10 protein-coding genes are annotated in these 13860 nt (G+C 48.9%); 4 read left to right on the forward strand and 6 right to left on the reverse strand.

The features are described from left to right. Positions 1 to 277 precede the first annotated feature (277 nt). Entirely contained in the window at positions 278 to 1570 is a 1293-nt protein-coding gene (locus tag QL223_RS09820) for an NAD(P)/FAD-dependent oxidoreductase (protein WP_002540495.1), read from the forward strand. A 44-nt stretch (positions 1571 to 1614) separates the two neighbouring features. Here QL223_RS09820 and QL223_RS09825 read toward each other — a convergent pair whose 3' ends face one another. From QL223_RS09825 to QL223_RS09845, 5 genes are all read right to left on the reverse strand, one after another. Beyond that, entirely contained in the window at positions 1615 to 3993 is a 2379-nt protein-coding gene (locus QL223_RS09825) for an EAL domain-containing protein (protein ID WP_281544619.1), read from the reverse strand. 184 nt (positions 3994 to 4177) lie between these two features. Continuing rightward, positions 4178 to 4732, reverse strand: a complete 555-nt coding sequence (locus QL223_RS09830) for a GNAT family protein (RefSeq protein WP_002540497.1) — start codon at positions 4730 to 4732, stop codon at positions 4178 to 4180. A gap of 105 nt (positions 4733 to 4837) precedes the next feature. Beyond that, positions 4838 to 5662: a peptidoglycan binding protein CsiV gene (locus QL223_RS09835; RefSeq protein WP_002540499.1), complete on the reverse strand. Its 825-nt coding sequence runs from the start codon at positions 5660 to 5662 to the stop codon at positions 4838 to 4840. Between the two features lie 35 nt (positions 5663 to 5697). Continuing rightward, on the reverse strand, positions 5698 to 9162 hold the full coding sequence (gene mfd / locus QL223_RS09840; protein WP_281544620.1) for a transcription-repair coupling factor: 3465 nt from the start codon (positions 9160 to 9162) through the stop codon (positions 5698 to 5700). A gap of 12 nt (positions 9163 to 9174) precedes the next feature. Next, positions 9175 to 9741 carry a PilZ domain-containing protein gene (locus QL223_RS09845; protein ID WP_002540501.1) on the reverse strand — a complete coding sequence of 189 codons (567 nt, stop codon included), beginning with the start codon at positions 9739 to 9741 and terminating at the stop codon, positions 9175 to 9177. A 287-nt stretch (positions 9742 to 10028) separates the two neighbouring features. On the opposite strand from QL223_RS09845, the gene lolC reads away from it, so the two are divergent. The 3 genes from lolC to lolE are packed head-to-tail and all read left to right on the forward strand — an operon-like array spanning position 10029 to position 13160. Next, positions 10029 to 11225, forward strand: coding sequence for a lipoprotein-releasing ABC transporter permease subunit LolC (gene lolC, locus QL223_RS09850; RefSeq protein ID WP_039850280.1), 1197 nt, complete (start codon positions 10029 to 10031; stop codon positions 11223 to 11225). After that, positions 11218 to 11919, forward strand: coding sequence for a lipoprotein-releasing ABC transporter ATP-binding protein LolD (lolD, locus tag QL223_RS09855; RefSeq protein WP_281544621.1), 702 nt, complete (start codon positions 11218 to 11220; stop codon positions 11917 to 11919). The genes lolC and lolD overlap by 8 nt, the downstream gene beginning before the upstream one ends. Further along, positions 11916 to 13160 carry a lipoprotein-releasing ABC transporter permease subunit LolE gene (gene lolE, locus QL223_RS09860; RefSeq protein WP_281544622.1) on the forward strand — a complete coding sequence of 415 codons (1245 nt, stop codon included), beginning with the start codon at positions 11916 to 11918 and terminating at the stop codon, positions 13158 to 13160. The genes lolD and lolE overlap by 4 nt, the downstream gene beginning before the upstream one ends. A gap of 122 nt (positions 13161 to 13282) precedes the next feature. On the opposite strand, the gene QL223_RS09865 is transcribed toward lolE, so the two are convergent. After that, a complete protein-coding gene (locus QL223_RS09865; RefSeq protein ID WP_046305865.1) occupies positions 13283 to 13840 on the reverse strand; it encodes a DUF2062 domain-containing protein in 558 nt (185 codons plus the stop codon). Between the last annotated feature and the right edge of the window lie 20 nt (positions 13841 to 13860).

A 13860-nucleotide genomic window follows, 5' to 3' on the forward strand; every position in this document is an offset into this window, starting at 1 on the left:
GGGATTTAAAAATTGATTGAGATCAAGTGACCTGTATAATGGTTTCAACAAAAAATGAGCACCATGTCGTAAAAATGCGGGTGTCGGCGTGCAACATAAAATAAACAACAATGCGCGTTTATAACGTTGAAAACAAAAGCTCTTTACCTCTCCAAGCGATATTTATAATCGACCGAATACGAAGGTTGTTTAAACACATTTTCTTTCATCGCGCGATTCTGTCATCGCAGGATGTAGCCCAATTTTTTCGTATTTAAATCATGGTGAGGAAGTAATCGTGACCAAAATTATTGTAGTCGGTGGCGGTGCTGGTGGCCTCGAATTGGCAACCAAACTAGGACGCACACTTGGACGTAAAGGACGCGCCAAGGTCACTCTTGTTGATCGTAAAGCAAGTCATCTCTGGAAGCCGCTTCTGCATGAAGTTGCGACCGGTTCCCTCGACGAAGGTGTGGATGCAATCAGCTACCGCGCCCACGCAAAAAACCACTATTTCGATTTCCAACTCGGTAGCCTGTCCGGCATCGATCGTGATAACAAAACCATCAAATTGGCGGCGTTGCACGACGAAGAAGACGGTGAGTTGCTGATGCCTGAACGCGAACTGAGCTACGACGTTCTGGTGATGGCTATCGGTTCAACGTCAAACGACTTCAACACTGCCGGTGTTCGTGACAACTGTATCTTCCTGGATAGCCCAGAACAGGCGCGCCGTTTCCGTAACGAAATGAACAATGAGTTCCTGAAACTGCATGCGAAATCCGGTAACGGTACCGTTGACATCGCGATTGTTGGTGGCGGTGCAACAGGTGTTGAGCTTTCCGCTGAGCTGCACAATGCCATCAAAGAACTGCACAACTACGGTTTCCAGGATCTGGATAGCTCTAAGCTTAACGTTACTCTGGTTGAAGCCGGTGAGCGTATTCTTCCTGCATTGCCGCCACGCATTTCTGGTGCTGCGCAGCAAGAACTGATTAAGCTGGGTGTGAATGTTCGAACTGCGACCATGGTTGTCAAAGCGGACGAAGATGGTTTGGTCACCAAAGACGGCGACAAGATCCCAGCGCAAATCATGGTGTGGGCAGCTGGTATCAAAGCGCCAGATTTCCTTAAAGACATCGCAGGTCTTGAAACTAACCGCATCAACCAATTGGTGGTGAAATCAACGCTGCAAACCACCCGTGACGAAGACATCTTTGTTATCGGTGATTGCGCAGCTTGTGAGCAACCAGACGGTACTATGGTTCCACCTCGTGCACAGTCAGCACACCAGATGGCAAGTCGTTGTTTCTCGAACATTGTGGCGAAAGTGACTGACCGTGAATTGAAGCCATACATCTACAAAGATCACGGTTCGCTGGTTTCTCTGAGCCGCTTCTCAACCGTAGGTAGCCTGATGGGTAACCTGACCCGTGGTTCGATGATGGTAGAAGGCCGACTGGCGCGTGTGGTTTACATTTCTTTATACCGAATGCACCAGATCGCGCTGCACGGGGTGATTAAAACCGGTTTGATGATGGTAGTTAGCCGCATCAACCGCGTACTTCGCCCGTCGCTGAAACTGCACTAACTGCAGGCTTCGGAAAAAGAAAAGCTGCCAAATGGCAGCTTTTTTTATACCTGGCCTAAATGGGGTTTGAACAGGAGTGGCGTAAAGGTTTTTGGTTTCGTGTTAAGGGCTTCAACGCGATTTGGGACACTACAGGCTGGGTGCCAGTTAAATAATTCTTCAACGGGAAGCGGACGTGAGATGAGGTAGCCCTGAATAGAAATGTCACCTTGCTCTAATAACCAAGCGAACTGCTCTTCTGTTTCCACACCTTCTGCTACCACATCCATTTCCAGGGTTTTTGCTAATTGGATCATTGCTGCGCAAAGCTTGGTGGAGCTTCTATCAGAGTCGATCACATTGGTGATGAAGTGGCGGTCTATTTTCATGACGTCAAAAACGTATTCTCCTAATAGTGAAAGGGATGAATATCCCGTACCAAAGTCGTCGAGATAAAGTCTCACTCCCGCCTTTCTCAATGCTTGCAGTGCCTGCGCGCTGGCTTGTTCATCTTCCATCAACGTTGATTCAGTGATTTCCAGCCCCAACTTGTAGGGGGCAATATTATTATCTTTGATCAATGATTTAACGAAGGTGATGAAGGCAGGCGAGATCAATTGTTTAGCCGAAACGTTGACAGTTACGCCTGGGTAGTCGAAGTCGCTGGCGTGGCTTTGCCAGTGTCCGAGCAATTGGCAAACATTGGCTAATACCCAGCGGCCGATGGTATGAATGAGGTTAGTATCTTCTGCAATTGGAATGAAGTTGATGGGGGAAACTGCCCCCATCTCTGGGTGATACCAGCGCAGCAAAGCTTCAAAATGGAGAACCTTACCGTTCTTACAAATTGGCTGGTACTCCAACGACAATTGATTGAGCTCGAGCGCGTAAGCCAGTTCTTGTTCGATGTTGAAGCGTTGTTGAGCCTTCTCCAGCATGGTGTTGTGGAAAAAGGTGATTGAAGCGCCGCTTTCTTTGGCGTGGTACATAGCAATATCTGCTTGCTGAATGATATCCAGCAAGGTGAAGCTGCAATCCCTGATAGTCGAAATACCAATACTTGCGCCAATTTGAATATCGTGACCGTTGATCAGGTAGGGCTGGTTAATCGCATCAAGATATACACTGGCGCTTCGGTATGCGCCATCCTGAGAGATCACGTCTGACAAGCATACGACGAATTCATCGCCCCCAAAACGAAACACTTTATTGGGTGCCTGTGTCGAAATAAACAGACGATCGGCCACAGATTGTAAAAGTTTGTCTCCAATCAGATGGCCAAGGGAGTCATTCACATTCTTGAATCGATCTAAATCGATAAAGAGGATAGAAAACCCAAAGCTCTCTCCATTTTTCAGTCTCAACTGTTCTTGTTCCAATCGCTTTTCGAGTGCTAAGCGGTTGTTTAATGAAGTTAGATTATCGTGGTATGCCTGAAAGCGAAGTTTCGTGGTCTGTTTTGAAACAAGCTGATTAGCGAGGTCAAGCCGGCTGGAATATGACCATATACAGAAACTGGTGGCGATAGTCAGAAGAAAGCCCAATACCGTCATACCCAGGCTGAATTGATAACTTATTAGATGATTTTTTGGTGCTTCAAATGTAAACCAGATGCCTTCTTCGCTCCCCGGTATTTTAACTAAATGCTCTGCACTAAATGCATTGGTTCCATAACTTTGTTGCTGTGTTTTGAATAGCAACGCACCTTTTTCGTTTCTGGTACTGTATTGCGGCCATACGGCGATTTTCAGGTTATCCAACGCATCATAACTGGACCATATTGCGGAGAAAAAACTGTCGAAATAAATAGAAGTAACCAGATAGCCTCTGAGCTCATCATTTAGAATAACCGCTGAGAATAGTCGAATCCCGTGAATACCATCTTCCTCAAAAAAGCTTGCTTCTGGTTTGCGCTGAAAGAAAGCCCGCTCCATAGCATGTGCGAACTGACACTGTGATTCGGCCCGCCATCCAATATAGTTTTCCACTTGGTTTTGAGGGGAAACATACAACACGGGAAATGCATAATCGCTCAATGCCCAAGAGCACTGATTATCAGGCTGAGGGTAGGTTTGATAGCTGTTGTATGTGCCATCCTCATTTCTCACAACTCGGCTTTCAAAGTCCTCAATGGAGTCCTTGGACACTTTAGGAAGCCAAAACACTGAATGTATCCCCGAGCTTTCACGAGTTCGACTGGAGAGAAATTGCTGGAATTTCTTCTTACTCAGGTTCTTGTCGGTCTGGAAGTAAAGCTGCGCGGAGAGCTGCAACTCGTGGAATGAGTAAAGGGCTTTTTCCAAGCCCTTTAGACGTTGCTCAATCAGTGTGTTGAATGAACTCTGTTGACGCTTTTCGTCAATTTGGTGGACAGCAAAACCGGTGCATAACGCCGCAGCTGTACCAACAACGAACACGATCCAGTGTAGATTTCTGGAAAACATTATTTCTAGTCAGCTAATTATTAATAAGCTTGATTATAGGGAGGGGTGTGACGGTTACCTTTAGATTTGGTTACCGTTCCATGACAAAATCTTAACTTAGAGATTGCTCAATAAATATTGTGAGGGCAGAGACTTATTTCACAGATTTCCACGAGAAGTACCAAAGGTCAACAGACCCTAGGTTTCAATGGAGGAAATCGTTGGGAATGAGGCTGTACACCAAGCCTTCACGGGCTTCACCATCATACATATAACGATTACGTGCACGGCATTCAAAGGTTGCACGGAGCTTTTCTGCAATTCGGATGCTGGCTTCGTTGGCAGGATCCATCACCAGTTCCAGTCGGGTCAACAACAGGTGTCCAAAGGCGAGGGAAGCTGCCACTTCTGTGGCTTCCAAAGCGTATCCTCTGCCCTGAAATTTAGTCGCAATCCAGTATCCGAGGTTTGCCATGTTGGCGACGCTGTCGATACTGGAAACGTAGACACAACCGACGAGTTCACCGGTTTCGATTTCAAATGCAGCTAATTCATAACTTGCCCCGGTCAGCCAACCTTGGCGGCTACGATTCACCCAGGCTTCGGCGTCCATATCATCGAATCCTTCATGGCACCAATCCAGCCAAGGGCTGATGGTGTCTGCTGACTCGGAAATGGCTTTTTTGAGCGGTGCGACATCCGCTTGTTTGAGTGCGCGCAGGATGAGTCGGTCAGTTTGAAATTCAAGGTTGGCTTGCATGGTGTACTCGGCTAGTCCGTATCATTATAGTTTTGGTTAAAAGTACCGAAAAAACAACGCCCTCAAATGAGGGCGTTGTAGAAAAACTCTGTTTCACAAAAGCACTTATTCGACGCGGGTGACTTGAATAATCAGTCCCATCAGAGGGTGATCCAGATAGTGGATTTCACCGCTTCTCATGCGGCGTTTTTGCTCGAAAGCATAAGAGTTCAGGTATTTTTCCACTGAATAAGTACGCTCCAGCTTTTGAAGCCCTGTCAGTGCATTACCCTCAGTTACCGCAGCAATATCTGAGCCTTCAGCAGTGATGCCTTCCACTTCGGTTGCCACTTGGTTATCAAGAGGTACTGGCACCGCCTGAACTTCCTTCAGGACTTTACGTTCGCCTGGCTCACGAAGGGCTAGGTCGGTTTCAATGAACAGGTAGTGCTGAACGTACACACGAATAAAGCCATCCAGCTCATACATTGGGCCGCTGACTTTGTCTGTTGGCTGATATCCATCAGGTGCGGACTCACTGGTCACCAGAGGCGCATCTTTTGAAGTGCCATCTGTGTAGAAACTATCACCGAAGTTACGACCTGCGGTAAAGCGCAGTTTAGGCATCGCGCCGCGGCCACCATCGTTTTGACGCCAAGCGACATGTGCTAGTGGTTTGAAGCCCGCATGGTTAGCCAGGCGATTGTATTCCGCATTCAACTGCCATTGGTTTTTAGGAAGTACTTGCAGGCCACGCGCCGCCAGTGTTTGTTTGTCGAAGACAGAAACAGCACCACTCAGGTTGATGTCCGGCTGCGCATCCGGCCAGTTTTCCTGAACAGCGTCAGGGTTCTGGTTACGCTTGAATACAATCACTTCAACGTCGAACCAACGTTCAGCGAAGGAAGGCCAGCTAATGACACACAGCAGCAGGATAATCAGCTTTTTCAAGGCATTACTCCGTTTTTAAAGCCAGTTGCCTCGTTCTAGGCAACCAATAAATTCTCGGCAAATTGGTTTAATAATGTTTCGATAAACTCAACCCGCTCACGGCGATCAGTGAGCGATTCGACGATTTTGAGTTTGGTTGGTCCTTCGAAACGATAACGGCTTGGGTGGGATTGTAACAGACCCACCAGGAAGCCGGGATCAATTTGGGCGTTTTGAGTAAACTCGATCACACCGCCTCTGTCGTGTGCGTCGATCTTACGTACACCCAGTTTCGCAGCATCCAGTTTGAGCTGCTGTACTTTGAGCAAATTATTCGCTGCATCAGGCAGTAAGCCGAAGCGATCAATTAACTCAACGCGCAACTCTTCGATATCATCGGAAGATTTGGTTCCCGCAATACGCTTGTACAGTGACAGGCGCGTATTGACATCCGGGATGTAGCTGTCGGGTAATAATGCCGGAAGTCGAAGCTCAACATCTGTCTGCTGATTAAGAAGATCGTCAAGTGATGGCTCTTTGCCTTCTTTTAACGCTTCAACGGCTTGCTCCAGCATTTCCATATACAAGGTGAAACCAATCGACTGAATCTGACCACTTTGCTCATCACCCAGCAGTTCACCTGCACCACGAATTTCCAAGTCGTGGGTCGCCAACGTAAAGCCTGCACCCAAGTCTTCGAGTGAAGCAATGGCTTCCAGGCGTTTGACTGCATCTTTGGTCATGCGTTTTGGATGAGGGGTCAACAAGTAGGCGTAGGCTTGATGGTGTGAACGACCAACACGGCCACGCAACTGGTGAAGCTGCGCAAGACCAAGGTGGTCAGCGCGGTCCATGATGATGGTGTTGGCCGTTGGAACATCGATGCCGGTTTCAATGATGGTGGTACACACCAACACGTTAAAACGCTGATGATAGAAATCAGACATGATGCGTTCCAGTTCGCGCTCACGCATCTGACCGTGTGCCACAGTAATACGTGCTTCAGGCACCAGCTCTGCCAATTCATCAGCAGTCTTTTCAATCGAATCAATGTCGTTGTGCAGGAAGTAAACCTGACCACCACGCATGATCTCACGAAGCAGTGCTTCACGGATCAGTGATTTCTCGCGCTCTCGAACAAAGGTTTTTATCGCCAGTCGGCGAGAAGGCGGTGTGGCGATAATTGAAAGGTCGCGCATGCCGCTCATGGCCATATTCAGGGTTCGCGGAATTGGCGTTGCGGTGAGCGTTAGGATGTCGACATCCGCACGCATTGCTTTCACTTTCTCTTTCTGGCGCACACCAAATCGGTGTTCTTCATCGACAATCAACAAACCCAGATCGTGGAACTTAACATCGTTTTGAAGAAGCTTGTGGGTACCGATAAGAATGTCGACTTTACCTTCTGCGCTGTCTGCCAGAATTTGCTTTTGCTCTTTCGCGGACTTAAAGCGGGAAAGCACTTCAACGCGCACTGGCAGGTTAGCAAAACGGTCGCGGAAGTTTTCAAAATGCTGTTGGGCGAGCAGGGTAGTGGGTACCAATACCGCTACTTGCTTGCTGTTATTGACCGCAAGGAAAGTGGCACGCATCGCCACTTCGGTTTTACCAAAGCCCACGTCACCACAAACAAGACGGTCCATTGCAATTGGCTGACACATGTCAGATAGCACCGCATTAATGGCGTTTTTCTGATCGGCGGTTTCTTCAAACGGGAAGCCTGCGCAGAAGTCGAGGTAAGCCTCTCTGTCATGTTTGAACGCAAAGCCCGGTTTGGTGGCGCGCTTGGCGTAAACATCGAGCAGTTCTGCTGCCACGTCGCGCACTTTTTCTGCTGCGCGCTTACGGGCTTTCTCCCATGCTTCACCACCAAGCTTGTGCAGCGGCGCGGTTTCTTCTGCACCACCGCTGTAGCGGCTGATCAAATGCAGAGACGCAACAGGTACATACAGTTTTGAACCTTGTTGATACTCGAGCGTGACATATTCGGTCGTGATGCCGCCCGCTTCCAAAGTTTGCAGGCCAAGGTAGCGGCCAACACCATGCTCAAGGTGAACAACTGGCTGTCCAACCTGGAGTTCTGCCAAGTTGCGGATGATGGTGTCAGAGTTAGTCGTGGCTTTTTTATTGTCACGACGACGTTGCTGAACAACGCGCTCGCCAAGCAGATTGCTTTCACAAATCAGCGCAAATGAAGGGCTTTCGCATTGGAAGCCGATTTCAGCAGGGCCGACAACCATAGCGAAATTGGTGGGCGTATCGAATGCTTCGTTGAGTGACCCGCAAACCATCGGGCGGATTTTGATGCGTGCCAGCAGGTCCAGCATGGCTTCACGGCGGCCTTCTGTCTCCACCGAGAAAATGATTTTGCCGGAAAACTCTTCGGTGAACTGTCTTAGCGCACCCAGTGGTTCTTTGAGCTGCTGATTAACGGTCAGTTCTGGAAGTGGAGTGATAGGCGCGTTGCTTCTGCCCGCTTTGTCTTCCGTCGAGTCGATTTGAACCTTGATGCGTGGGTAGTTCTTAAACGCACCAAACAGTTCATCAACGTTTTGCCAGATGTCGCTTGGTGGCAGCAACGGACGAAGAGGATCAACACGTCGCTGGTCATAGCGGTAATCCGCATCGCTCAAAAATTGTTTGGCGGCTGATTCCACATCGCCTTTTGTCAGTACCAAGGTATTCTTTGGCAGATAATCAAACAGGGTCTCTGTTTGATCAAAGAACAGCGGTTGCCAGTATTCGATACCTGCTGGCCAGGTTTTTTTACTGACTTGCTGGTAGATAGATTCTGGCTCACGGCGCGCTTCAAAACGTTCACGCCATCGCCCGCGAAATTGCTCAACTGCTTCATCATTCGTTGGGAATTCATGGGCAGGCAGAAGGTTGATGCTGTCCAACTCTTGTGTCGAACGCTGGTTCTCGGGGTCAAATTCGCGAATGGTATCCACTTCATCGTCAAAGAAGTCGATCCGGTACGGCTGGTTTGAACCCATAGGGAACAAGTCGAGAATCGAACCACGGCTTGCGTATTCACCATGCTCGATGACTTGATCAACATGACGGTAACCTGAAAGCTCTAGCTGGTAACGCAGTTTTTCCAGTGACAGTAAATCGCCTTTTTTCACCATCAACGCATGCTGAACCAAGAACGAATGCGGCATGACGCGCTGCATCAATGTGCTGACAGGGATCAGCAAGATACCATTGGTTTGTTGCGGCAATTGATACAGGCGCGCGATGCGGTCGGAGATAATGTCCTGATGCGGCGAGAAGTTGTCGTAGGGCAAGGTTTCCCAATCAGGAAAAACGTGACACTCGCGGCCGGTAAACTGTTTAATCTCAGGCTGTAGCTTGAGGGCGGTTTGGTTATCCGGCACCACCATCAAAATAAAGCGGTTCTGCTGTTCGGCAAGAGTCGCAACCGTCAGGGGAAGAGAGGCGCCTATCAGATTAGCGATGACGCGGGTGTCTCCTGCTTTTTCAGGAGCAGGTAAATCAAATAATGCGTTGTTAGTCATGAATTCTGGGGCTTAACTGTTTCTTTCCAATGCGCGTTGACGGAGCAGTTTTTGCTGTTGATGAAGCGCAGCACGGATTAACACGTCTCTGTCTTCTTCCTGAAGGCGGATGTATTTCACGCCGACAGCATACTTACCGTTCTTTTCTTTGCAGCCGTAGACGCTACCGTAGCAGTAAATAGCAGAAGGTGGGTTCTCAAGAAAGAGCTTCAATCGCACATGCTGACCTTTCTCGAAAGCTTTTCGTGCAATGAAGGTAAGGCTGCTTGCGCCGAAGGTTTCGGTTTGGTATCGGAGTTTAGGATCGTCCTGTTGCGAAAGCATGAAGCCAAGCAGCAGGTTGATTTTCTGATTCTGCGCCTGCAGGAATTTAGTCAGCGCTTGGCTGTCATCGTGGTGTAGGGCCTGGATTTCTTTCTCAACGCCGCTGTCGAGGTCACCACATTCGCTCGCAATGCGAAAAGCGACAGGGATTTCTCGGCCAAACTCGGCTTCAGAAGGCACATGCTCGTCGTCTTCAAGTATCTCTACGTTAATCTTGAGGTGCGCATGTACGGAAAAGTATTCGTCCTGGCTCATCTGTAATCCTAAAACCCTGTAGTGCTATTGATTATACCCGCAGTGGCAGGATTTACCCAACCAAGCCTGTTGAAGAAATGTTTAATTTCACAGCACTTAGACAAGTCTGACACGACAGGTAGTTTAAATTACTGAACGTTTAGCTTGAAAAAGCATCTGATTACCGTGTTCCACACGTGGTTTCGTGGCAATTAGCTGACCTAAAAGGTATTCTTCTTGCCAAAGATTGTTATTTGTTTTTGTAGTTCTCTCTTGTACTGCGAAACAACGTTTCGAGATCTCATTTTATGTTTCACCCTTTACCGGTGTTTATAGGGCTGCGCTATCTGAGAGGGCGATCCGGCGATAAATTCGGCCGCTTTGTCTCTTATATGTCAACTGCGGGTATCACCATTGGTGTGATGGCGCTGGTGACCGTGCTTTCTGTGATGAACGGCTTTGAAGGCCAATTAAAGCACCGCATTCTTGGTGTGATTCCGCAAGCCATTGTGGCGGGCGATGCCCAACACGCGCCGGACGTTAACACATTGGCTAAGCTTGATGGCGTGACGGGAACAGCGCCTATCGTCAGCACTGACTCAGTTGTTCAGAGCCCTAAGTCTATTTCTGCCGGTAAATTGCTTGGTGTGGATGTCGGCGCGCGTGAGCCAATCCGTGAATTTATGGTACGGGGCGATTTCGATTCACTCACGCCAGGCAGTTACAATCTGGTTTTGGGGCGCAAAACTGCCCGCGATCTGGATGTTTCCGTGGGTGATAAAGTCCGTGTGATGATCACCAGTGCCAGCCAGTTTACCCCTGTAGGACGTATTCCTTCCCAACGTAATTTCACCGTAACAGGGATCTACGACACGGCGACCGATGTCGATAATCAACTGATGTTCGGTAATCTCAATGATGTCGCTCGTCTCATGCGTCTTCCCCGTTCCCAGCCAGCGGATCTAAGGCTTTTCGTTGAAGAGCCTTTCAACGTACCGACACTGGAAAAAGTCGCAGAGAGCATGGGCTATGAGTGGTCAGATTGGCGAGCATTGCGTGGTGAACTTTTCCAAGCCGTAAAAATGGAAAAGAACATGATGGGATTGATGCTTAGCCTGATCATTCTGGTCGCGGCGTTTAACATCATTTCCGCACTGATCATGGTGGTTATGGAGAAGCAATCTGAAGTGGCCATTCTCAAAACACAAGGTATGAACCATAACGGTATCGTCGCGTTATTCGTCGTTCAAGGGGCTAGCAGCGGTGTAATTGGTGCACTGCTGGGTGGCGTTGCGGGCTCTGTATTGGCGCTGAACATCAACGAAGTGATGGCGATATTCAACTTGAGCTTGCTGGGTGGCGGATTGTCATTACCAGTGGTTCTGAAACCTGAGCAAGTGCTTTCTGTCGTGATTGGTGCTATCGCTCTGAGTCTTATTGCAACCCTGTTCCCGTCGTTAAAGGCGGCTTCTGTTCGTCCAGCCGAGGCGCTTCGCTATGAGTAATGCATTGTTAACCTGTTCCAACGTCACCAAAACTTATCAGGAAGGGGAGTTGGAAACTCACGTATTGAAAGGTGTGTCGTTCTCGATTGAAAAAGGCGAACTGGTAGCAATTGTTGGCGCGTCGGGGTCGGGTAAAAGTACGTTACTTCATATTCTCGGTGCGCTGGATACATTGACCGAAGGTGATGTGTTTTTTGAAGACAAAGACTTGATGAAAATGCGAGCCTCTGAACAGGCGACGCTGCGAAATCAGAGTATTGGCTTTATTTACCAGTTTCACCACCTTCTCGCGGATTTTACCGCTGTAGAAAACGTGGCAATGCCGCTGATGATTGGCGGTGAGAAGCCGGCTGAAGCGAAGCGCCGCGCGATGGAAATGCTGGAAGCGGTTGGCATGGGCCATCGCGGTGAGCATCGTCCGTCAGAGCTATCTGGCGGTGAGCGCCAGCGTGTTGCGATTGCCCGTGCTGTCGTGAATCGCCCTGCGCTGGTGTTGGCAGATGAGCCAACCGGTAACCTCGACCACAAAACCGCGTTGGATATCTATGATCTAATGCGTGAGTTAAACAAAGAATTCAATACCGCGTTTTTGGTGGTCACACATGACCGAGAGCTTGCGCAGAAACTGGATCGTCAGCTCTCGATGCTGGATGGTCAGTTTGTGGAATCGAACGCTGAGGCTGTAGCGTCATGATGGATTCTTTAGCGCTGTTTATCGGGCGCAGATTCAGCAAAGCCAAACGACGCAACAAGCTGGTGTCGTTTATTTCTGTTTCTTCCATGATTGGTATTTCTGTTGGCGTCATGGTTATCATTGTTGGTCTGTCTGCAATGAACGGCTTCGAACGCGAATTGAACAACCGCGTGCTGGCCGTGATTCCCCATGCCCAACTTGAAGGTGTTGAAGCGCCAGTAAAAGCGTGGCAGGAGATGAAAGAAACCGCAGAGGCCAATCCATGGGTTTCTGCTGGTGCACCTTATGTGACGTTCACGGCCTTGTTGGAAAAAGGAGCCAACCTAAAGCCGGTGCAAATCCGCGGTATCGACCCCGAACAGGAAGTGGGAGTCAGCAATATTGGTGACTACGTGCTTGATAACGCCTGGTCGACACTCACTCCTGGAAATCATGCTGTGGTACTGGGTAAAGGCATTGCAGATGGTTTGGGTGTTGAAGTTGGAGATTGGGTGACAGCATTGGTGCCTTCGCCGGATCCAGAGTTAAAGCTGCGTGCACCCCAGCGTATCCGAATGCAGGTGTCTGGTGTGCTGAGTCTGGGTGGTCAAGTCGATCATGGCTTGGCACTGGTGCCTATTGAAGATGCACAGCAATACCTTGATATGGGTGATGCGGTTTCCGGCGTTGCGCTAAGAGTCAAAGACCCACTTGAAGCGCGCAAGATCGTTCGTGAAGTGGGGTATACACTTAAAGAGTATGTGTACCTTAAGAACTGGACGCAGGAATACGGTTTCCTTTACCGCGATATCCAGATGGTGCGCGCGATTATGTATCTGGTGATGGTGTTAGTCATCGGCGTGGCCTGCTTCAACATTGTGTCAACCTTAATGATGGCAGTGAAAGACCGTGCTGCAGATGTCGCAGTGCTGCGTACCATGGGGGCAAAAGATGGGCTGATTCGATCCATCTTTATCTGGCACGGTTTTCTTTCCGGTTTGATTGGCAGCCTGATGGGTTCGATTGCGGGATGTTTGATTGCACTGAACCTGACAACAATTGTTGGTGGGATTGAAACACTGACAGGTCAGGACTTCCTCTCAGGCGATATCTACTTTGTCGATTTCCTGCCAACTCAACTCCAACTGGGGGATGTCTTACTGGTATCCGTCACAGCGATTGTGTTGAGTCTACTGGCAACATGGTATCCCGCACAGAGAGCCTGCAAGTTGCAACCCGCTGCTGTATTGAGCGCAAGGTAACGGTGATAAGTTGCGCGATTACATCTTAAGGCGAAAAGGTCGCATATCGGCTCGCAGCCTGAATCGGAATAAAAAAATACCCCGCCAATGCGGGGTATTTTTTATGTATCTGTTTTCGTTTTCTAGCTGTCAGTTTTGGTTTTTTTCTTCTTTAGCGCTTTGATCTTGGGCAGACGTAAGCGGCGTTTTTGCCAGCTTCTGACCACGGAATATCGCCAGATCCCTCTGACACCAAAATACCCGATAAGACCAAATACCACGCCACAAACGAAGGAACCCAGAAGGAAAGGAGGTCCAATCTGACTCATTTGATTGAACAGGAAGTCCCAAGTCAGCTCAAAGTGGAAGTGGTAGTCGGGCGTGCCCATCAACCATGTTCCGACTTTGTAAGCGCCCCAGAATATCAAAGGCATGGTAATGGGGTTGGTGATCCAAACCAATGCAACAGAAAGAGGCAGATTCACGCCAAACATGATGGCAAGGCCAGCAGCCATGATCATCTGGCTCGGAAGCGGTACGAACGCCATAAACAGGCCAACAGCGAAGGCACCAGACGCAGAACGACGATTCAGGCACCAAAGGTTAGGGTCATAAAGCAGATTGCCAAAGACCGCCAGCGCCTTTTGTTTGCGAATGACGTCGTGTCTGGGGAGAAACTTTTTAATTATTTTTCTTGGCATAGATCTTCATTTCACACGAA

This window comes from Grimontia sp. SpTr1, from assembly GCF_947387585.1.
Taxonomy (GTDB): domain Bacteria; phylum Pseudomonadota; class Gammaproteobacteria; order Enterobacterales; family Vibrionaceae; genus Enterovibrio; species Enterovibrio indicus.